General features: G+C 47.1%; 23 protein-coding genes and 1 pseudogene. 10 read left to right on the top strand and 14 right to left on the bottom strand.

Annotated elements, in window-relative coordinates; translation table 11 throughout:
- Positions 1–45: 45 nt before the first annotated feature.
- Positions 46–366: a hypothetical protein gene (locus AAIH57_RS01460; protein ID WP_062326145.1), complete on the bottom strand. Its 321-nt coding sequence runs from the start codon at positions 364–366 to the stop codon at positions 46–48.
- A 421-nt stretch (positions 367–787) separates the two neighbouring features.
- Here AAIH57_RS01460 and AAIH57_RS01455 point away from each other — a divergent pair, with 421 nt between their 5' ends.
- Positions 788–1027, top strand: a complete 240-nt coding sequence (locus tag AAIH57_RS01455; RefSeq protein ID WP_095287663.1) for a hypothetical protein — start codon at positions 788–790, stop codon at positions 1025–1027.
- A 102-nt stretch (positions 1028–1129) separates the two neighbouring features.
- Here AAIH57_RS01455 and AAIH57_RS01450 read toward each other — a convergent pair whose 3' ends face one another.
- The 5 genes from AAIH57_RS01450 to AAIH57_RS01430 all read right to left on the bottom strand — a co-directional run bounded on the left by AAIH57_RS01450 (position 1130) and on the right by AAIH57_RS01430 (position 4925).
- A complete protein-coding gene (locus AAIH57_RS01450; protein WP_175395974.1) occupies positions 1130–1282 on the bottom strand; it encodes a hypothetical protein in 153 nt (50 codons plus the stop codon).
- 393 nt (positions 1283–1675) lie between these two features.
- Positions 1676–2218: an N-acetyltransferase family protein gene (locus tag AAIH57_RS01445; RefSeq protein WP_430020298.1), complete on the bottom strand. Its 543-nt coding sequence runs from the start codon at positions 2216–2218 to the stop codon at positions 1676–1678.
- Between the two features lie 117 nt (positions 2219–2335).
- Positions 2336–2674, bottom strand: coding sequence for a L,D-transpeptidase (locus tag AAIH57_RS01440; RefSeq protein ID WP_430020297.1), 339 nt, complete (start codon positions 2672–2674; stop codon positions 2336–2338).
- Positions 2675–2730: 56 nt separating this feature from the next.
- A complete protein-coding gene (gene rsgA, locus AAIH57_RS01435; protein ID WP_430020296.1) occupies positions 2731–3828 on the bottom strand; it encodes a ribosome small subunit-dependent GTPase A in 1098 nt (365 codons plus the stop codon).
- Positions 3829–4331: 503 nt separating this feature from the next.
- Complete coding sequence (locus tag AAIH57_RS01430) at positions 4332–4925, bottom strand: metalloregulator ArsR/SmtB family transcription factor (RefSeq protein ID WP_175395978.1); 594 nt, start codon at positions 4923–4925, stop codon at positions 4332–4334.
- 171 nt (positions 4926–5096) lie between these two features.
- Between AAIH57_RS01430 and AAIH57_RS01425 the strand changes: the two genes are divergently transcribed.
- The 3 genes from AAIH57_RS01425 to AAIH57_RS01415 all read left to right on the top strand — a co-directional run bounded on the left by AAIH57_RS01425 (position 5097) and on the right by AAIH57_RS01415 (position 7244).
- Entirely contained in the window at positions 5097–6095 is a 999-nt protein-coding gene (locus AAIH57_RS01425) for a YpdA family putative bacillithiol disulfide reductase (protein WP_430020295.1), read from the top strand.
- A gap of 5 nt (positions 6096–6100) precedes the next feature.
- Positions 6101–6544 (top strand): DUF441 domain-containing protein, encoded by a 444-nt coding sequence (locus AAIH57_RS01420; protein WP_430020294.1) that lies wholly within the window; start codon positions 6101–6103, stop codon positions 6542–6544.
- A 187-nt stretch (positions 6545–6731) separates the two neighbouring features.
- Positions 6732–7244 (top strand): ADP-heptose synthase, encoded by a 513-nt coding sequence (locus AAIH57_RS01415; protein ID WP_175395981.1) that lies wholly within the window; start codon positions 6732–6734, stop codon positions 7242–7244.
- A gap of 92 nt (positions 7245–7336) precedes the next feature.
- Here AAIH57_RS01415 and AAIH57_RS01410 read toward each other — a convergent pair whose 3' ends face one another.
- Positions 7337–7774 carry an NUDIX domain-containing protein gene (locus AAIH57_RS01410; RefSeq protein ID WP_430020293.1) on the bottom strand — a complete coding sequence of 146 codons (438 nt, stop codon included), beginning with the start codon at positions 7772–7774 and terminating at the stop codon, positions 7337–7339.
- A gap of 111 nt (positions 7775–7885) precedes the next feature.
- A complete protein-coding gene (locus AAIH57_RS01405) occupies positions 7886–8182 on the bottom strand; it encodes a HesB/YadR/YfhF family protein (protein ID WP_175395983.1) in 297 nt (98 codons plus the stop codon).
- A gap of 494 nt (positions 8183–8676) precedes the next feature.
- On the opposite strand from AAIH57_RS01405, the gene AAIH57_RS01400 reads away from it, so the two are divergent.
- From AAIH57_RS01400 to AAIH57_RS01380, 5 genes are all read left to right on the top strand, one after another.
- Entirely contained in the window at positions 8677–10422 is a 1746-nt protein-coding gene (locus AAIH57_RS01400) for an ABC transporter ATP-binding protein (protein WP_175395984.1), read from the top strand.
- Positions 10423–10434: 12 nt separating this feature from the next.
- Positions 10435–12525, top strand: coding sequence for an ABC transporter ATP-binding protein (locus tag AAIH57_RS01395; RefSeq protein WP_430020292.1), 2091 nt, complete (start codon positions 10435–10437; stop codon positions 12523–12525).
- Positions 12526–12758: 233 nt separating this feature from the next.
- Positions 12759–13451, top strand: coding sequence for a TetR/AcrR family transcriptional regulator (locus AAIH57_RS01390; protein ID WP_430020291.1), 693 nt, complete (start codon positions 12759–12761; stop codon positions 13449–13451).
- Entirely contained in the window at positions 13448–14236 is a 789-nt protein-coding gene (locus AAIH57_RS01385) for a DUF4097 family beta strand repeat-containing protein (protein WP_430020290.1), read from the top strand. The genes AAIH57_RS01390 and AAIH57_RS01385 overlap by 4 nt, the downstream gene beginning before the upstream one ends.
- A 20-nt stretch (positions 14237–14256) precedes the next feature.
- The gene (locus AAIH57_RS01380; protein ID WP_413033895.1) at positions 14257–14430 is read left to right on the top strand and encodes a hypothetical protein; all 174 of its coding nucleotides are present in this window, start codon (positions 14257–14259) and stop codon (positions 14428–14430) included.
- A gap of 44 nt (positions 14431–14474) precedes the next feature.
- Here the strand turns inward: AAIH57_RS01380 and AAIH57_RS01375 are convergent, their stop codons facing one another.
- From AAIH57_RS01375 to argS, 5 genes and pseudogenes are all read right to left on the bottom strand, one after another.
- On the bottom strand, positions 14475–15128 hold the full coding sequence (locus AAIH57_RS01375) for a YdcF family protein (RefSeq protein ID WP_430020289.1): 654 nt from the start codon (positions 15126–15128) through the stop codon (positions 14475–14477).
- On the bottom strand, positions 15121–15675 hold the full coding sequence (locus tag AAIH57_RS01370; protein ID WP_246310881.1) for a hypothetical protein: 555 nt from the start codon (positions 15673–15675) through the stop codon (positions 15121–15123). Before AAIH57_RS01370 ends, AAIH57_RS01375 begins: the two co-directional genes overlap by 8 nt.
- Positions 15676–15774: 99 nt before the next feature.
- Positions 15775–16485, bottom strand: coding sequence for a hypothetical protein (locus AAIH57_RS01365; RefSeq protein ID WP_430020288.1), 711 nt, complete (start codon positions 16483–16485; stop codon positions 15775–15777).
- Positions 16482–17414: pseudogene (locus AAIH57_RS01360) on the bottom strand (ATP-binding cassette domain-containing protein); the annotation flags it as partial. The pseudogene AAIH57_RS01360 and the gene AAIH57_RS01365, both read right to left, overlap by 4 nt.
- Positions 17415–17553: 139 nt before the next feature.
- Positions 17554–19281 (bottom strand): arginine--tRNA ligase, encoded by a 1728-nt coding sequence (argS, locus tag AAIH57_RS01355; protein WP_430020287.1) that lies wholly within the window; start codon positions 19279–19281, stop codon positions 17554–17556.
- Between the two features lie 121 nt (positions 19282–19402).
- On the opposite strand from argS, the gene AAIH57_RS01350 reads away from it, so the two are divergent.
- Positions 19403–19807 carry a hypothetical protein gene (locus AAIH57_RS01350; RefSeq protein ID WP_430020286.1) on the top strand — a complete coding sequence of 135 codons (405 nt, stop codon included), beginning with the start codon at positions 19403–19405 and terminating at the stop codon, positions 19805–19807.
- Positions 19808–19843: 36 nt separating this feature from the next.
- Here the strand turns inward: AAIH57_RS01350 and AAIH57_RS01345 are convergent, their stop codons facing one another.
- Positions 19844–20179, bottom strand: a complete 336-nt coding sequence (locus AAIH57_RS01345; protein ID WP_430020285.1) for a four-helix bundle copper-binding protein — start codon at positions 20177–20179, stop codon at positions 19844–19846.
- Positions 20180–20197: the final 18 nt, after the last annotated feature.

The raw sequence follows: 20197 nt of genomic DNA, 5'->3' as shown, positions 1-20197 counted from the left end.
CCTCCTTATAATGGGTTCGATAATGAGTGTATACGTCAAGAAGCCTCATTCGTTGCTGTCCTGCTGAAATAATGAGCGTCTTCCGTACACTGGCGCTTCTTCTGTAGTGGTGGAGAATGCCCGCTGAACCCGTACACAGCTGCCTTGCCGCAGGCCCGTTTCCATCAGTTGCTGGGAGTTCTGCGGAGAGAACCACAAACCTTCGGGGAATTTCGCTTCAAGGATGTATTGAATGCCATCACCAGGAGCCTGCCCGAATATCCGCACCCCCAGCAATGTCTTCAGATGTTCAATCGTACACTCATCCGGGACTTCAATATCGAACCATTCGCCTTCCTCCCGGCCGGAATACACGGTAAGAATCATCATAATCCCTCCCATGGTCTCATATGTAAATTGTCCTAATGTCAAATTAAATCAAAAAAATGCGGATGAATCCTTTTCCAACCCTATTTTCTTACATTAACACCCTGTTTGCAATGTACAACCTGTATTTTTGTTACATATGACCCACATAAATATTAAAATATCGTCCATTGGACTCAGAACTTTTGAGGCATTGTTCTCGTTATTTGTTGCTTGGATGCGAAAACCTGCGACTTTCTTCCATAAAAATGGGAGATAACATTCGGTATTCGGGACTTCTTATTGCTTCGCCCACAATCAAATTGTGAACACTTTTCAAACATTGGCTACCTTTATGTTTTCATAAGCTGATTTTAAGGTAATTTTAAGCATTGGAATTTATTATAACCAGTATGAAATAACTCTCGTGAGGTGATTTCTAGTGAGAACACTAATAACATTTCAAAACAAATCAATCCCTGTATATTTCAATCAAGAAAACAAACAACCTATGCAAAAGACATTAAGATTGCTTAGCAGTGCCCTTGAGCATAAAATCAGTAATGGTAAACGCGCTTTGCAAAAGTGTCTGCACTCTTTGATTAGTATTGAGATTGTCGGTTGTGAAGCGATTCTGCACAGCCGCAGTGAAAATGACTCTCTGGCCTTGTCGCTGTATTAAAGAAGAGTCGGTATGAAATTGCATATGCAACACAAGGAAAAAGGAAGCTGTCATTTAGACAAGCTTCCTTTTTTGATGCGAAGAAGTGCTGCTCTATCTATGTTAATGTAATCTGCTAACGGCATAAGCGGTTTCATGCTCCTCTGCGATCTCGGCTCTGCGAATACGTATAACAAACAGCCGGACCAAATTGGCACGTGTATGCTCTTCCTGACAGGTATTCAGCTTCCTCAAAATAAAACGGTCAATGGACATGGAATTCAAGCCCCTTTACCTTTAGATTTACGGATCGGTACTCCCGTGTATCCATAAATAACCAGAATAAGAATGCACCAAACAGCTTTCTCTAGAGATTTACAGACATCTTCAATTCTCTATGTAAAAACGTGCAAAAGCCCGCCCCATTAAGCTTTGAGCGGACTTTCGCATTCGATGTCGATCCTTCTCGAAGGATCTGGTTACTTGATCGCCGGGTATTCCCGATATTGATGCTGAAGACTGAACCAAAGGGTGCGTGAAAATTTCTCGATGGCCCAATCGCCACCGAACACCTCCTAACCAAATTAATTGTTTTCCTTCTATAAGAAATGTAGTACATCATTGACCTGAATAAATATTGATTGCGCAAACGTGTCACACTGACTCTTCTCAATCCAAAGGACGTAGTGCCTGTCTGCCAAACAAATTTAAATCTTCCCAGCCATATGCTATCTCGATCAGATGTTGACCTCCGATTTGAATGGACTGCGTATGAACAGGAGTTCCGCCCATCTTCTCATAAAAACGGCATGCTGAGTTTCGCTCCAATGCCCAAATAAGCAAACGCCTCATGTTCAGGGAGTGAAGATAATGTACAACATGCGCAGCCAGTTGCTTACCAATACCCGTTTGTTGAACCTCTTTCAGCAAATAGATGGCATATAGCTCTGCATCATACGGCAGCTTGCCCTCACGCTCCCTTCCTCCACAGGCAAATCCGACAATTTTCCCATTGGGCTGTTCAGCCACCACCAGAATCTGATTTTTTTCGTCAGAGCGTATGGTCTGCTCCCATTGGGATAATCTCGATTCAGTAGTCAAATGATCCAAAAAATCATCTGGTACAATATTTCGATACGTTGTCTTCCAACTCTCTGTATGTACATGGGCAATCGCTTCTGCATCCCCTTCACGGGCTTGTCTGATCTGCATCGACTATCACTCACCTTCTCTGGCTTATTGAAGTGACTTTACATTATTATATGCATGAAGATATTGAATTCCAAATACATCCATTAAGTCCAGTTCCGGGATGGTAACAATCCGGCCTTAGGACCGGATCGTTACTCTTGTGCCTACAGATATCTTCGAAGAGAGATCCAGCACATCCGAATTGTACATGCGGATACATCCATGCGATACAGACTTACCAATCGACGAAGGTTCATTCGTCCCATGGATACCATAATGGGGCTTGGATAATCCCATCCAAAGTACACCAAAGGGTCCACCTGGATTCGATTGTTTGTTGACAATGGTAAATTCCCCACTCGGAGTCTCTGTGAGCATTTTCCCGATTGCCACAGGGTAACCCTTAACGACCTGATTGCCATCCAAAAGATATAACATGTGGTCGGTCAGATCCACGATAATTCTGTAATCTGGCATAATGGCATCCCTCCTGACCTATTCTATGCTGAAGTCACGGGGATGCCCGCCTGATTTCAGGCTTCTTCCCAATCTATTACGCTGCGGGAATGTTTGGGTTTACGCGAGCTCACCGGTTTGCTTGTGGCTGTTCGCCGTTTGGATGCAACCGCTTCCTTCCGCTGTTGAAATTGTAATTCCTTCTGCATTTTCAGGTAATTGTTTAACCTTTTTTCATCCAGTGATCCATTCTGAATCGCTTCTTTAACTGCACATCCGGCCTCCCGTGTATGACTGCAGTCAACGAATCTGCATTCTGCAGCGAGCTGTTCAATTTCATTAAACGCCTGGGAAAGTCCGTCATTACCTTCGTCCCACAGATTTAGCTCACGCATGCCCGGAGTGTCAATCAGTACAGCACCCTGTGGTAAAACAAACATCTCCCGATGTGTTGTTGTATGTCTGCCCCGGCTGTCGTCCTCCCGTACGGATTGCGTAAGCTGCACATTTTCCCCCATCATCCAGTTCACCATGGTGGACTTGCCACTGCCAGAAGAACCCGTCAAGGCTACGGTGATCCCTGGCTGCAGATATGTTTCAAGTAATGCTTTACCCTGGTCCTCTATTGCCGACAGCGCCAGCACCTCGATCCCCGGAGCAATTCCTTCTACCATTGCGATTTTTTCCTCCACATCGGTGCATAGATCGCTTTTGCTTAAAATGATGACGGGTCTAACTCCTCCATTCCAGGCCATCATGATATACCTTTCCAACCGTCTGAGATTAAAATCATGATTAAGAGCTGCGACAACCAGCAGCGTGTCAACGTTTGCCGCAATCAGTTGCTCTTTCGTTATTGGCCCGGCAGCCTGTCTGGATACCCGGCTCTGCCTTGGTATAATACCGTGAATTATAGCCTCTTCACCGGACTGCCCCGTAATGGCGACCCAATCTCCCACTGCAGGAAGTGTCCCTGTCTCCAGGTTGTCATGACGCATCCGTCCCGATACCCTTCCCCAGCATTCACCTTCAGTTGTAATCAGACGCTGCAATTGTCCGTGGTCTGCAATGATTCGAGCCGGCTTTCTCATTTGTTCGTCCAACCCTGATTGCTGCCACAATTCCTGCCATTTCGCGGACCAGCCGTACTTCTCCATGTGATTATGCAAATTCATATTCCTCCCAAAATGTGTTGTTTATTTCTCATGACCATCATTCTTCAATCTGAACACTCCGGTTTAGATCAGACACAAATAAACCACGAGCCATTAAACGCCCGCGGCAATTAGAAGTTAACAGAACCAAGAGCTCCCTGGCATCTCCTACCAGCAGATTGTTGAATATAACAATCTGCCACAGGCAATGCAGGAACATCCCCTTTTTCGGCAACCAAAAAGCCACGGGTGCGTCACCCGTGGCTTCATCTGCACATGTTTTTTAATCTACGCTATGGACCTACCTGTCCAATACCCGTAAAATTACATGCTTTGATCCGTTCCGGAGACGCTGTCCATATTCAAATTAACGTATACTGCCGTTACCTTTGTCATATAACATCGCCTCCCTTGTAGATTTATCCAACATGTTACACAGTGTACTCTGCCGTTGTCAAGCCCAATTTTTATTTCTGCCTAATGTAGTTTATCTTACTTGCTTCAATTTTACTTACTGGCATCGTTTATTTTACCTGATCCCAGCGGGTCCACATTTCCTTCGGATTAAGTTCATAGATTCCATCTTCTCGGTACATAAATTGATGCATGATAAATTCCCGTCGAATTGTGGCAAAATCCTCATGGTACGTGCGTATAAAATCATTGATTTCTTTCTCCGTATACTTGCGTCCGAATTCAAGCTGCTCAACCAAATAACCAAGTACAATCAGCTTTTTCTTGTATTGGGCCGGGATTTGACGCAATCGTCCATCTTTGGAGAAAAAGTTTCGCATTACGGAGGCTTTTAGCGTTTCATTCACATCGCTCATATCGGCTACCTCCTCCCTTTTGAAAATAAAATCAACGGAAGCTTGCGCATGTTCACGAATAAAAGATGGGTTGAGAGAGAAAAACACCGTATTTTTTTCTCTCCGCTCCTTGATCAACGCCGCTTCTCTCAGCTTCGATGCATGATGCGTAACTGTTGGTTGTGACAGATTAAGCCGCTCGGCAAGTGCCTGTCCGTGCAGTTCACCCTGAGACAGTAATAGCAGCATCCGGAGCCGGGTAGGATCAGCCAGAGCTTTGTGATAAGCCACAATTTTCTCCAGTTGCATAAACATCACCTCTTTATTTAGATAATCATCTAATTTGATGTTAATCTTTTCCCACTATAAAGTCAAACTCGATAGTCCGCTATTTTTCTTCAGCCAATCCCCCGCGTAAACTGGCATTACATGACTATTTACGGTAGGATAATATTGCTTGAATGAAGGAGGAATATGAACATGGAAGATGTAATTATCATCGGCGGAGGACCTTGTGGTTTGTCTGCTGCCATTGAATGTGAACGGCTGGGTCTCTCAGCTGTAATTGTAGAGAAGTACAATATTGTACAATCCATTTATCTGTATCCAACCCATATGCAGTTTTTCAGTACAGCCGAGCTGCTTGAGATCGGAAACGTGCCGTTCAGTACACCGAACGACAAACCTTTTCGTTATGAGGCACTCGCCTATTATCGCAAGGTAGCCGAACACTTCGGCCTGCGTGTTCATAATTATGAGGAAGCCCGAGAGATCAAACGCAGTGAAGATGACACCTTTGAAGTACATACAGTCAATCGCCGCGGGCAAAGCATTGTCCATAAGGGACGGAATGTGGTTGTGGCAACAGGTTACTTTGACCACCCGAATTATCTTGGTATTCCTGGAGAAGACAAAGATAAAGTCACTCATTATTTCCGGGAAGCTCATCCTTACACCCGCACACGTGTCGCAATTATCGGGGGCAGCAATTCTGCCGTGGATGCAGCTATGGAACTGGTCCGTGTCGGAGCCCACATTGATATGGTGTACCGCGGTGCGGGTCTGTCGGAGCATATTAAGCCATGGGTACGTCCGCTGTTTGAAAGCATGGTACAGAAAGGCCGCATTACATTGCATCTCGGCGCACGTGTCAATGAAATTTTGGACGATTCCGTTCGCCTGCTTCATGCAGATGGATCAACTAGCGAGCTCGATAACGATTTTGTTCTGGCACTGACCGGGTTCCGTCCTGACCGAAAACTGCTTGCTTCCGTGGGCGTGGAAATGTCTGATGATCTGGATAAACCGGTGTACAATGTGCAAACCATGGAAAGCAGCGTACCAGGTGTATATGTCGGCGGGGTAATCGCTTCAGGACGCAATGCCAATGAAGTATTCATTGAGTCTGGACGCTGGCATGGCAGATACATCGCGGAGCACATCGTAAGTCGGCAGCGCGGGCAGGCTGAGGGGAATTGAAATCGATGGATATGACCTCCATGCTGTTGCTCCTGTTCGCAGCACTCGGTATTATCAGCAGCAATACACCTGTGACCGTAGCCATGGTATTTTTACTGCTGCTGCGGGTGTTGAATTTGAATCAGGCTTTTCCCTGGCTTGAAAAATACGGACTTACGCTTGGCATTATCATTTTGACCATTGGCGTCATGGCACCACTAGCCAGCGGTAAGATGAGTCTGCAGACGATTGGGGAGTCCTTCCTCCACTGGAAATCGCTGCTCGCAATTGGTGTGGGTTTACTGGTGGCTTACTTGGGTGGACGGGGTGCTACACTCATGAGCACGCAACCAACTGTAGTTGCAGGACTACTGATTGGAACCGTACTTGGGGTAGCCCTGTTTAAAGGTGTCCCCGTAGGCCCACTGATTGCAGCGGGCATTCTATCACTGCTGCTCGGCAAATCCTGAGCGAAGTTAGGACTTGACATCCTTCTGCTGACTGGCTGTATTTCCCACCGTTGTATGATATACTACTATTCATGCAATTCATGCATCCATGTCCACAGCAGAGAAATCAATTTCATTTGTATTCGTTTGCATTATAAAATTGATTCACCTCGCAATTATTAATGGCCGCAGGAGGATTCAGTTACCTATGTCACGTCAGTTTATTACAGAAGCCGTGATGGTGGCTATTTACGGTCAATTGCTCGCGCCGCCCGCGCCTGTTGAATATATTGTTCCTTATACCACCGTCTTGGAGTTATATGAATTTCAGATTAGCCCAGACCCTTTGATGGATAACCCTGCTGATGATCAGCATGTAAAAACAAAGATTAACGAGATGATTTCATATTTTGAAGAACCGCTGAACAAGAAGAAAATCGAACGGGCCTTATCTGTTCCGTGGGCAAAAAGCCCGTCCATTTTGTTTGGTGATCAGGTTTCCATCGCCATTATCAATGCAGTGGATACAGCTCAGTATGGTGAGTATTTCGATCCCATTGAGACAGAACTGCTGCTCACTTCACAGCGCCTGAGTATCCCAATCCTTACGGATCAGGTTGAGCTGATCGCTCGGATTATAGAATCATCCGCCCCTGTGCAAGTATTTGATATTGACGATTTTGATTTTGCGATGGATGAAGAGCCACTCGATCAGGTTTAGTTAATCCAGGCTCGTACAACACCCCATGGGACAAAATAAAAGAAGCCTTTCCAGTAGGGAAAGGCTTCTTTTATTTGCTTTTATTCCATTTTTCAGCGTTCAAGCAACAATCGGCTGAGGCCATTCAGAAGAGGCAGCGAAGATGGATCAAAAAACTTCAACCCAGCCTCACTGTTCACACGGGATTCCACCAGACGATCCTGAATGATTAGTGCCCGAAACAGGGCGATGACATAATAATCCTCATCTCCGCTGGAATGCAGTTGTCTCAGATCCGGACCCGAATGCAGCGTTTCAAGTATCATGCTGCTTGCCGTCCATCCTGTTTCTTCCCACAGTTCCCGATGAGCCGCATCTTCAATGGCCTCGCCAGGACGCATCCGTCCAACGGGGATACGCCAATGCCCCTGCTCGGCGTGCTGGATTAACAACAATTCACCTTGTTCGTTCTCGGCCCTGACAGCAGCCTTCACCACAATATGAGAGCGATTTGCAATATACTGGGCCAGATCTCGGGCTGGCGGATTCAATACTTATCCCTCCTGTTCGAAGCCGGCAGAAGCCAGCGATACAATCGATACTTAGCCGCATTTCATTCCAGCTCTATCAGCTCGTTACAGATGCTCCCCTGAATTTATTGATTAGACCTCAGTATAACGATATTCGATATCTTGTCCTTCTTCCACAACATCAACATGCAGCTTGTGGCCTTTCAGATACCAGTAATCGTGATCTTCCATAAAAAAGTGAATGCCAGATACTTCTGTTTGCTCTGCCGGATGGCGCGGTTCCTCCACGGCGATCCCGAGTGAAAATCCGGGATGGAGGCCTCCGCCGGAGCTATAACGGGCAAAAAATCGGATGCTGTCTCCTTCATTCAAGTTCAGTTCTTCCTTATACCAGCGAGCGGCACGGTCAGATACATGTATGGTACTCATTTGATGTCAGCTCCTTCTCTATATATATGTTACATCATATCGCTTGATTGGCTTGAGTTCAAACATTACACCAAAGAAATAAACAAAAATAGCCGATAGTGCAATTGTGAAAAAAGTTTGACAGATCGCAAAAGGCGGTGTTAAGATGCAAACATACGAGATCCACATTCAATTTATTTCCAAAACAGAAAGGGTGATTACGGTGTTTAACAGTCATATGGATGGTCTAATCAGCTCACAATTAAATACCGGAGCACCCTCGAAATCGTTATTCCGTTTCTAAGTCAGCATCACAGTAATCTTGAATCAGATTAGCTGTTATGCACACTTATGATACTTATGTTCAGCGGTGGCTCTGCTCTCGGAGCCATGCGCTGTATGATTGATATCCAAGACATACCGCCTGCGTGCGGTATGTCTTTTTTTGTGGGTACAAATCGGCAAACATGAGCAGATAACGTATTTCACAGACACTCGAAAGGAAGGGATACCACTTGTTCTCTGTACTCAAAAACCTGGCCTGGTTCTTCCGGCTGGAACGCAAACGATACCTGATTGGTGTCATTTTGCTCATTCTCGTGGGTGTAGCCGAACTGCTGCCCCCTCGTCTTCTCGGCAATGCCATTGACGAGATTGTGCGCGGTTCCATCACTGGTGCCTCACTCACACGTTACATTTTACTCATTCTAGGAACAGTCGTTATTATCTATCTGACCACGTACATATGGATGCACAAACTGTTTGGTGGTGCAAATCTGGTTGAACGCTTGCTGCGTTCGCGATTTATGGATCACCTGCTGCGGATGACCCCGCCTTTCTTTGAGAAAAACAGAACGGGAGATCTGATGGCTCGCGCCACCAATGATCTTCGTTCCATTGCCACAACAGCAGGTTTCGGCATGCTGACACTGACTGACTCTACTGCCTTCCTGGCAACGGTATTGTTCGCGATGGGTTTTCTGGTGAGCTGGAAACTGACCCTTGCCGCAATCCTGCCTTTGCCGTTTATCGCCATTGCCATGATGATCTACGGGAAAGCCGTGCATCAACGGTATACTTTGGCACAGGATGCCTTCGGGGACATGAATGATCAGGTGCTTGAATCCATCGCAGGTATTCGCGTGGTGCGCGCCTATGTTCAGGAACGTCTGGACCAGAAGCGGTTCGCTGATGTCACTGAAGACGTTTATCGCAAAAATCTCGCTGTTGCCAGGATGGATGCACTATTCGAACCAACGATTCGGCTATGTGTCGGTCTCAGTTACGTCATCGCACTTGCCTACGGCATCTATCTTGTGTTTCACAATGAAATCACCCTTGGAGATCTCGTATCGTTCAACATGTATCTGGGGATGATGATCTGGCCCATGTTCGCCATTGGTGAGCTGATTAACCTGATGCAGCGTGGCAGCGCCTCCCTGGACCGGGTTAACGAAACCTTGTCTGTAGAACCTGCTGTCCAAGATGTGGATCAGCCTGCTCATATTACAAATCCTGAAATTATCTCGATGCAGGATGTGACGTTCCGTTATCCAAGTTCGACGGTCGATAATCTTAGCCATGTCAGCTTCTCCCTTCGCCCGGGCCAAACACTCGGTATCGTTGGGCGTACGGGAAGTGGTAAGTCAACCCTTCTTAAACAGCTGCTTCATGAATACCCTGCCGGCTCCGGTACATTAAGTATATCCGGGCATCCGATTCAGGAGATCGCCAAGGATGACTTGCACAGCTGGATCGGATACGTTCCACAGGAGCAGGTGCTGTTCTCCAAGTCGGTTCGCCAGAACATTCAGTTTGGCAAGCCGGGGGCAAGTGATGAAGTCATTATGGAAGCCATTCGTACGGCAGCCTTTGATGGAGATCTGGGTACTTTATCCGATGGGTTGGATACTCTTGTTGGTGAAAAAGGGATTGCCCTGTCCGGCGGACAAAAACAGCGGGTATCTCTGGCGCGTGCATTTATTGCCGATCCTGACATTCTGATCCTGGATGATGCCCTATCCGCAGTCGATGCAAGAACAGAAGCCAAAATCATTGAAAATATACGCAACAAACGCTCGGGCAAAACAACGCTGATCTCGACACACCGCCTGTCCGCCATTGAACACGCAGACCGGATCATCGTACTGGAGCACGGGAAAATTACGGAAGAAGGAACCCACCAGGAACTGCTTGCCATGAATGGCTGGTACCGTGAACAATATGAACGGCAACAGGTGGAGTCCAATCTGTCCACGTAGGAGGTCAACGTTTTGAAGTCGAATACAGGCAAAAGGCTGCTTCAATATGCCCTGAAAGCCAAAGGAACTTTTATTGCAGCATTAATTATGCTAACGATAGGTGTTGCGGCTGAGCTCGCCGGTCCATTTATTGCGAAATCGATGATCGACAATCATCTGCTCGCCATTGAGCAGCCCTTTTATGAAACGGAAGCTTCTTCCGAAGCGGCAGCCTACAACGGCAAGAACTACAAACGCGAAGGCCGGTTTGAAGCCGGTGAAGTGAAGGGTGCCGAAGTCAGAGTGCTGCAAGCCGGCAAAAGTTTTTATTTTGTCAATGAGCCGGTAAGTGCACCTGATGGAGATCGTTCTTATGCCAATGGCACACTTACCGTTACACGCGCTGGCGAAGTGACTGGCCAATATGCGGCAGAGCCGCTTTCCGCTGGTGAACTCTTTGCCTTTTACAAACCTGAGATGCCAAGCATCTATCAATTGATTGTCTATTACATGATCTTTCTCGTGATCTCGGTCATTATGGAGTTTGGTAAAACCTACTGGCTGCAATCCTCTGCGAACAAGGTTATTCAAAAGCTGCGTAATGATGTGTATGCACATATCCAGCGACTGCCGGTACATTTTTTTGATAATCTGCCCGCAGGTAAAGTCGTTTCCCGGGTCACGAACGATACAGAAGCCGTTAAGGATCTGTTCGTTGCCGTACTTTCTAACTTTTTCTCGGGAATCATTACGATTACGGGGGTATATGTCGCCCTCTTCCTGCTGGATTTCCGTCTCGGACTGATCTCGTTGTTCGTTGTACCGATGCTTATTCTGTGGATTGTACTCTATCGCAAATTCGCTACACGCTACAATACAATCATCCGTTCACGACTGAGTGAGATCAACGCGATTATCAATGAATCCATTCAAGGGATGTCCATCATCCGGGTATTCCGTCATCAGAAGCAGACCAAGCAGGAATTTGAAGATCTGAATGACGATTATATGAAACACCAGAACAAAATGCTGAATCTGAACGCCTTCACTTCACACAACCTGGTCAACGTATTGCGGAATATCGCTTTTGCAGTTGTCCTGTGGTACTTCGGTTCCAGTGTGCTGGATGGCACCAGTATCATCTCACTGGGTGTTCTCTACGCATTCGTCGATGTTCTGGGGCGTTTGTTCCAGCCGATCACCGGCATGGTGAACCAACTGGCAAACCTGGATTCCTCCCTCGTTTCGGCTGGACGTGTGTTTGAGCTGATGGATGAACAGGGCGAAGCCGTAACCGATGGCTCGATGCCAAGGTACAAGGGCAATGTCGTATTTGACGATGTATCGTTTGCATATAAAAAGGATTATGTGCTGAACAATATCTCGTTCAAAGCATCCCAGGGTCAAACGGTCGCCTTGGTCGGTCATACCGGTTCCGGTAAAAGCTCGATTATCAACCTGTTGTTCAGGTTCTATGATCCGCAAAAAGGTAAGATCACCATTGACGGTCAGGACGTCAAAGATTTGCCAAAACAGTGGATCCGGCAGCATATGGGTATCGTACTGCAAGATCCATATCTCTTCACTGGCACGATTGCCTCTAACGTCAGTCTTGGAGATAAACGCATCACACGTGCTCAGATTGAACAATCACTGCGTGATGTGGGAGCAGAACGGATCCTGGCGCATCTGCCCCAAGGATTTGCTGAACCCGTTATTGAAAAAGGAAGTACGTTATCTGCCGGACAACGTCAATTGATCTCTTTTGCCCGTGCACTCGCGTTCGATCCGGCCATTCTTATTCTCGACGAGGCTACCGCCAATATCGATACCGAAACAGAAGCACTGATTCAAAATGCACTGGAAGTCCTCAAAAAAGGCCGGACTACCTTCATCATTGCTCACCGTCTCTCGACGATTCGCTCAGCTGATCAGATTCTGGTCCTGCACCGCGGACGAATTGTGGAACAGGGCGCGCATGATGAACTGATGGAACTTCAAGGACGATACTATCAAATGTATCAACTGCAGCAAGGGGCACAAGCTGGTGGCGAAGTAAACGAGAACAACAGCTCAGGCACAGCCATCCGAACATCCGCTACCTTAGCTGGAGGTAATCTATAACGCTTCATGCTTTTGTTAATTGAATCAAGGATTAGGATTCATTTTCTATACGACCTATGTCTGGACCTCTCCGGTCCTGCGGCATGGGTCTTTTTTTTATGTATTCTGCCAAAAGACAGCATTTCACTCCTCTGGCGAGCTAATCACCCTTTCAATTACCTCTTATTGACATCAAAATTGTTTCGAGTTATTATACATACCAACGGTCGGTATTATAAATCAAGGAGGTTGTTATGGCCAGAAACAAATACCCTGAACAGACGGTTCAACAGATTCTATCCGTTGCTGCACAGCTGTTTACGGACAAAGGATATGAAAAGACGAGTATTCAGGACATTCTTGAAGCTCTGGGCATGTCCAAAGGCGCCATATATCACCATTTCAAATCCAAAGAGGAAATCTTGAACGCCGTCATGGAACAACAGTTTGAATACTCTGCCCGCATGCTGGATCAATTGGTTATTCACACGACTGCAGCTACAGCAAGAGAAAAATTAATTCAAATCCTGGAGCATGTACTCTCTGATCCTCAGGCACACTCACTGGATCGCGTTCTGCAGACTCAGATTAAAAATCCACTCTTCATTGTTAGAGGCATTCAACAGGCGGTGCAAATGGATGCACCCGTTATTGCAGCAATGATGAAAGAAGGTGTTGCAGATGGTTCGATCAGTACAGCTGATCCCGAGGCAGCGGCTGAAGTATTTATGATGCTGGTTAACATCTGGATCAATCCTGCCATCTTTGGCCGTAGTATTGCAGCCACCAAACAACGCCTTATCTTTTTGCAAACACTGATGAAAACACTCGGGGCTGATATCGTAAACGATGAACTAATCGAGCAGATTCTGAAGCATCATGAGAAGATTGGTGCTTTTGTATCAGTGGAAAGTAACGTGGAAGGAAGTGAGGGGGCGTACGATTGAAGCCTGTTGAACATATCATTTGTAAAAAAATACAGCTGGAGGCACCTGTTCATTTCCTCACTCTGGATTGGATGCATGGCGACGTGCATATTGCGCCTGGTGCGGATCCATTTATTCGCGTTATTCAACGAGCGAGCGCCCGTTTTCCACTTTCTCGTTGTTTTGACGCTCAGGTTGGCAGCGACACTCTTAGCCTAATCGATGGATGCAAGCACGCCTTCCCGCTGGGTTTAAACTTCAAGCGTACATCGCTAAGCATCCTTCTCCCCCCCAATGTAATGAAACGTATAACCCTCAAGAGTATTGGAACACGGATTGTGATCGACAACATGGATACACAATATTTGGATTGCCATTGTACATCAAGCAAGCTGAACGTATCCGGTCATGCCGAACACTTCAGTTTGAGGACAGTCGGCAGCCGGATCGCATGTATGAATCTGAATACCAACCAACTGAAACTCCATGCCACCTCTTCTCCCACTCAACTCCATGGACAACTTGCACATGTTCAATCCCGTACAACAGGCAGCACACTTTCCATTCAGTCCTCTACGATGCTGCAATCGCTGGACCATGTCTCCACCAGCGGCCATATGGACCTTCGGATTCCTGACTATAATGGGTTTACATTAAATTTCAACCAGACCGGAGGACGCCTCAAAAGCGACTTTTCGCTTCAGAAAAACGGGGAGCAACATGTATATCTTGACGGTACTCACCCATTTCAAGTCCAGGTTAGAGGCGGATCATTGAGATTAGGGAAATATTCGACACTTTTCTAATAAAGAGGGAGGGCATCCACATGAGTATCGGCTGGATTGTGGGCAGCAGCTTGGCAACTGCAGTGTTATTGACAGGGATCATCTATCTGTTCGTAGGCTATCGAAAAAACACGAAAGTACGCTGGCCTTGGTGGTTGATCGGATTTGGCGTGGCCGCACTGGTTAGCGCAGCCATCAATTATCCCGGGACATGATTGCTGGCGGCTGTGCAAAGAAAAAAGACAATCCACATGCAGCCTCAAGGCTGCTGCGGATTGTCCATCCATCCCTTTACCGTGTAACCCATATATAAGACCGTTTCCCGCGCCAGAAATGGAAATTGACTTCGCCAAGTCTGATATGCTGACGTTTGTGTTGGAGACGGAACAGCATCCATGCCCAGACCGCTTGCCAGCTTCATCGCCCGCTTCATATGCAGCGGGTCACTTACAATGGTATAGGTGTGATATCCTGCCTTTTTCCCAATCTTAATCGAATTAACCAGATTCTCCTCCGTAATTCTCGATTGTGTTTCTATAAGGATATCTGCCGGATCTACGCCGTGTTCCACGGCATAATCTCTTCCTACTTCAGCTTCCGTGCGCTCTCCTGTACGGCCAGAACCACCGGTGAAAATAAGGTTATGTATCGTGCCCTGACGATATAACCAAACGGCATGTTCGATCCGCTCCCGAAAAACGGGGGAGGGATCATCCCCATCCACAGCAGCACCAAGGATAATCGCCGCATCACTCCGTCTGGAAGATTGCTCAGTTGTGTAAGCCGATATCAGCCAGGCCGTAATGATAGCCCAAACGATGCCCAGCAGCATCAGTGATGTAATGGAAATGACAAACCAGCGCCACTTGCCTCTTCGTTTCAGATTTCGTTCGGGGACCTTGCTTTCAATCACGCTGATTCTCCTCTTCCATGCTTCGAGCATGCATGCTCTCTGAATGCATATGCTCAAGCCGCCGCAGCGCCGCAGCCGACTCAGCATTCAATCCAAGCTGTGCAATCCAGGCCCCCGTGTACTGCTGAAGACTGATCTCCAGCTCCTGCGCGCGGTCCTTAAAATCCTCCAGTTCCTTAATCATGCGTGATCGCCCCTCGGGGCTAAAGGTCTCATGAATTCGCTCTTTGAAATAGTGGTGCACAATGCTATTGCGCTGCTTCCATAATTCATTCAACTGACGGGTCTCCTCGTCAGAAAACGTAAAGTGATGACGAACTTCATGTATAAGCTGTCCAAGTGAACTGCTCATTTTCCGTTCGTACAGATCTTCCAGGTCTTCATCGGATACAGCCTTGCCTTGAGACATTTTCATTAAAAGAATCAGATTAACCAACTGCTGCTCAAGAGCCTGTCCATAATAAACAGCCAATCCGTAGTATGCAAACAATTCCCTGGAGTGTTCGCTATCCAGCATGTCACCATTCTGCATGTCTGTGTTTTGCAAAAGCGAGCGCCCCTTTCATTCCCGTACCAATTCTCGTCTCATGTTCCTCTATCGTAACGAAAGAGAGGGCCACATTCAAGTTATAACAAAATATGGCGTCTAACTTCGCAAATCCCTTCTTCCAGACAACCAAACATGAATGATTAACAGGACGAAAGCATACATGACAGCCCAAATGATTGTTAGGTAAATAGATCCCTGCTTCGCTTCTTCAAATATCATCATTTCACGTACGAGGTAAAAGGCTGGCGGTAGTACTTTGCCCAACCATTGCAGCCATTCCGGCAAATGATCCGTCAATGCACCTTGCACAAATGAAAGCAGCAATACTGTGATCAATCCAGGCATACTGCGACTAAACTGATGAACATATGATTTTTGTAAGAAAACACATAAGCTCAAACCCAGCAATGACAATGCCAGATGTCCAGACCAGGCCATCATCCACTCCCCAACGGTCGGCTGCCTCTCGAACATGCCAAAAATCACAGGATACAGAACCGTGATAATCACAAGTGCACACTGCATAATCCACGCACACCATATCTGTCCAAGAATAACTTTTCGTTTATTTCCTGCATGCAGAACAAGTAATTGCAATTGCCCCGCCGGCTCTGCATTCATCACGGTCAGACCCATCCAGGCTGCCCCAAAAAAGAGAAGCATGGCCGTTACACTATAACTGTCCGCAACCGGGTTGGGTTTATATGAATAAATCAGGAGCATGGCTATGACATACATGATGAAGGGTGCAAAATACTTCTGCGAACGGATATAATGCCTGAGCAAATACCGGGTTAAAACAATCATGGAGATCCACCCCCCGCCAGTTCCGACTGAGAATGAGGTCGGGTAGATGGGGCGACTCTTTCACCCGGAAGTTCAGATGGATAATGACCTTCCAACAATCGTTCCATATGTATTTGGCTCTCTTCTTGCAGAACAGACACGATCGAGCCCCCAGCCCCAAGAATCATACCGATAATGTGGTCCGATCTGCTGCGTTTCACTTTCCAATCCCAGAGCTCTTCACTGCCATTATTTCTCTCACGATGACGATAGATATCCAGAACGCCCTTCTGCTCGGCAAGCTTTGAATAGGTATCCGAGAGTTCCGTATCCGATCCTGTCATTAAACTATGAATCCGTATAGCCGGCTCCCCGAGTTCTTTCAGATCTGATCGGCTCCACTGACGCAGTACACGCCCCTTCTGCAGCACGTACACCTGATCAGCCATACGTTCAATAAACAAAGGTTCATGACAAGCCGTCACAATCGAAGTTCCTTCCTGCCTCCACTGCTGCAGCAAAGATACGACAGCTTGCTGGGCAGGAATGTCCAAGCCAGATAACGGCTCATCCAGCAGTATTAGTCCACCAGGTCCCGGTAACATCGCTTGAATCAAATTCACCTTTTGAAGTGTGCCTTTGGACAGCAGCGGTAATTTCTGATTCATCGCAGTCCCAAGGAAAAACAGCTCACTCAGCTCATGAATTCGTTGACGCAGCAGCGTAGGGCGCACGCCGCGTATACGCCCCATTTCCCACAAGTACTCGGCGGATGTGAAGGGTAAGCGAGGCAGTCCGTCGAGCGCATACATTTTCTCTCCTTTTACGGTTTGACATACCGAACCTCCATCGGGCAATAGAAACCCCGCCAATATGCGCAGTAGTGTGCTTTTACCTGAACCATTTCTGCCCACCAACACGACACATTCCCCAACCCCCACATCCAGACTGATCTCTCTCAGAACCAGCTCGCCTCCGAGGTGTTTGCTCACCTGTCGAAGAGAAACACCTGCCCTTAACTTTTCCACGTTATTCTTGGGCTTACCCGGTTGCCTAAGAAGTCCATGCTTTCCCCATTTCACAGGGACCTCACATCCTTTCAGGAGCCTGTACGCCAAGCAAATACAGACTTTGCTTAATTCGTTCAGCCGTACGTTCGGTCAGGGTTACCCGGAAAGGCCGCTCTTCAGCCGGAGCATCAGCGATCCGTTCAGCGTGATAGAAGCGGTTAAATGCCTGCGCCACATCAATGACATACTTGGCAATCACCGACGGCTCATTGCGTTGAATGGCTTTTTCAAGGTATTCCGGATAATCGGTCAACAATTTAAGCAGTGCCCATGAAGCATCACCAACGTTTGTGCCATGACTCACACCATCATTGCTCTCTGCGTCTTTCAATCGATTCGTATTGCCATCATCCATACCCTTAATCGCATCTTTTGCCTTGCCAAGCACGCTGTTAATCCGTGCATAGGTGTACTGCACATAAGGCCCTGTCTCCCCTTCGAAGCTGACCGCGTTTTCCAGCGAAAAATCCACATCGTTCAGACGATTATTGCGTAAATCGCCAAAGACAATCGCCCCAACGCCCACGGCTTCCGCTACGTCCTGCGCGTTGTCCAGATTGGGATTTTTCTCTTCAATAATCTGTAATGCCCGAGCAACGGCCTCATCCAGTACCTCCTGCAAAAAGACCACTTTACCGCGGCGGGTGGACATCTTCCTACCCTCGAAACGCATCAAACCAAACGGAATATGCTCACAGTCCGCAGACCATTCATGCCCCATCCGGGACAATACGGCAAATACCTGTTTGAAATGCAGCTTTTGCTCACCTCCAACCACATATAACAGCTTATCGGCTTGCATGACATCATGACGATAAACGGCCGTTGCCAGGTCCCGTGTCGGATAGATGGTTGTTCCGTCTTTTTTGATAATCAGGCAAGGAGGCATATCCTCCTCTTCCAAACGCACGACTAGTGCTCCATCACTCTCTTCCAGCAACCCCTTGGTTCTGAGCTCTTCCACCACGGCGCCCATCTTATCGTTGTAAAAACTCTCACCGAGGGTATGATCAAACTGCACATGCAGGCGTTCATACATCCGGTCGAATTCCTTCATGCTCACTTCAACAAAGAAAGCCCACAACCGTTTAGCTTCTTCATCCCCCTGCTCCAGCCTGCGGAACCATTCGCGTGCTTCGGTCTCCAGCGTGGGATCATTCTCCGCTTCATCATGGAAACGTACATACAGTTCAAGAGAAGTGCGTATGGGTTCCGCCTGCAGCGCTTCATCGTTTCCCCAACGTTTGTAGGCTGCGATTTGTTTGCCAAACTGGGTTCCCCAGTCGCCAAGATGATTCACACGAACCGGGTTATATCCTGCTTCGTTATATAATCGATATAGTGCAGCGCCAATGACCGTTGAACGCAGATGTCCAATTCCGAACGGTTTGGCAATGTTGGGTGATGACATGTCAATCACTACACGCGCACCCTTACCGATCTGGAGCTTTCCAAACGAGGGATGGCCCAGCATTTCCAGTAACTCCGAAGACAACTTCTCCCGGTTAAAGTGTATGTTCACATACGGACCTGCCGCGACAGCATCTAGTCCTGCTGCCTTCAGTCCCTCGGCAAGCTCAATTGCAATCGCTGCGGGTGCTTTCTTCAGTGATTTAGCCAATACAAAACAAGGAAAGGCTGCATCCCCCAGTTCGGGTTGTGGTGGTGTTTCCAGGAGCTTAAGTACCTCTGCTTCCTCAAGCCCCGTAAGTGGAGCAATATGTCCTGCCGCCAGTTTCATTAACATGGTGAACACTCCTTGTCATGACATAATTTTTTTGATGCATATAAAAAAGCCCCCGTCTCTATAAAAGAGACGAGAGCTGATCTTCACAGTTCCCGCGGTACCACTCTAAGTGAACAACTTCATGACTGCATATATCATATGCTGCCAAAAGCTGCTCCGCTCGGTGCGAGTAACGGTCGCAAGCCGGATTACCCTCATTGCAGATGCCTTGTCTCCTTCTAAAAGGGGCATCTCTTCGGATAACCATCTCACGGGTGCGGTTCACACAGGTCATGTCATACCGGCTTCCACCTGCTCCGGCTCGCTGCTATGCATGATTCTGGTTACTCTCCCGATCACGGATATTCATCGTTTCAATTCATTTCCATCATTATACATATCGTTCCTTGCTTTGGCAACCTGGATCTTTTTGTGTTTCTCTTCTCTAATGGAAAAATCCCCTCCCGTACGGCAACGTTTCCGCACATCCGTCAATCAGATGTACTTTACGTTGGTTCAAGAGGGGATTAAGCCATTCATTCTCTGAGTTAATTGGCTTCTATTTAATTCATGCATTCTATGATTAAGCTACTGCTGCCATCAAACGGCAAGCTTCTGCACATTTACGGCAGGCTTCCGCACAGGCTTGACAGTGATCATGTTCATGTTTTCCGCATTCGGCAGCACATGCTTCACAAGCTTTTACACACAATTCGCAGATTTCGGCGATAAAATCACTACCACGTGTCATCGCTTGAGCAGCGAATCCACAAATTTCTGCACATTCCCGATCCAGTCGAATACAGTCACGCAGCATGGCCAAGTCATACTCTTTCAGACTGGATATGTAACATACGTTGCAAGCATTCATGCACTCCAGGCAATCATCAATACATTGTTGATATTGTTGTTGTGTCATTTAAAGTTACCTCCCAGG

This window comes from Paenibacillus sp. MABNR03 (assembly GCF_050455445.1).
Lineage (GTDB): Bacteria > Bacillota > Bacilli > Paenibacillales > Paenibacillaceae > Paenibacillus > Paenibacillus xylanilyticus.
The sequence above is the reverse complement of the archived record's forward strand: the minus strand, read 5'-3'. Positions and strand labels throughout refer to the sequence as shown.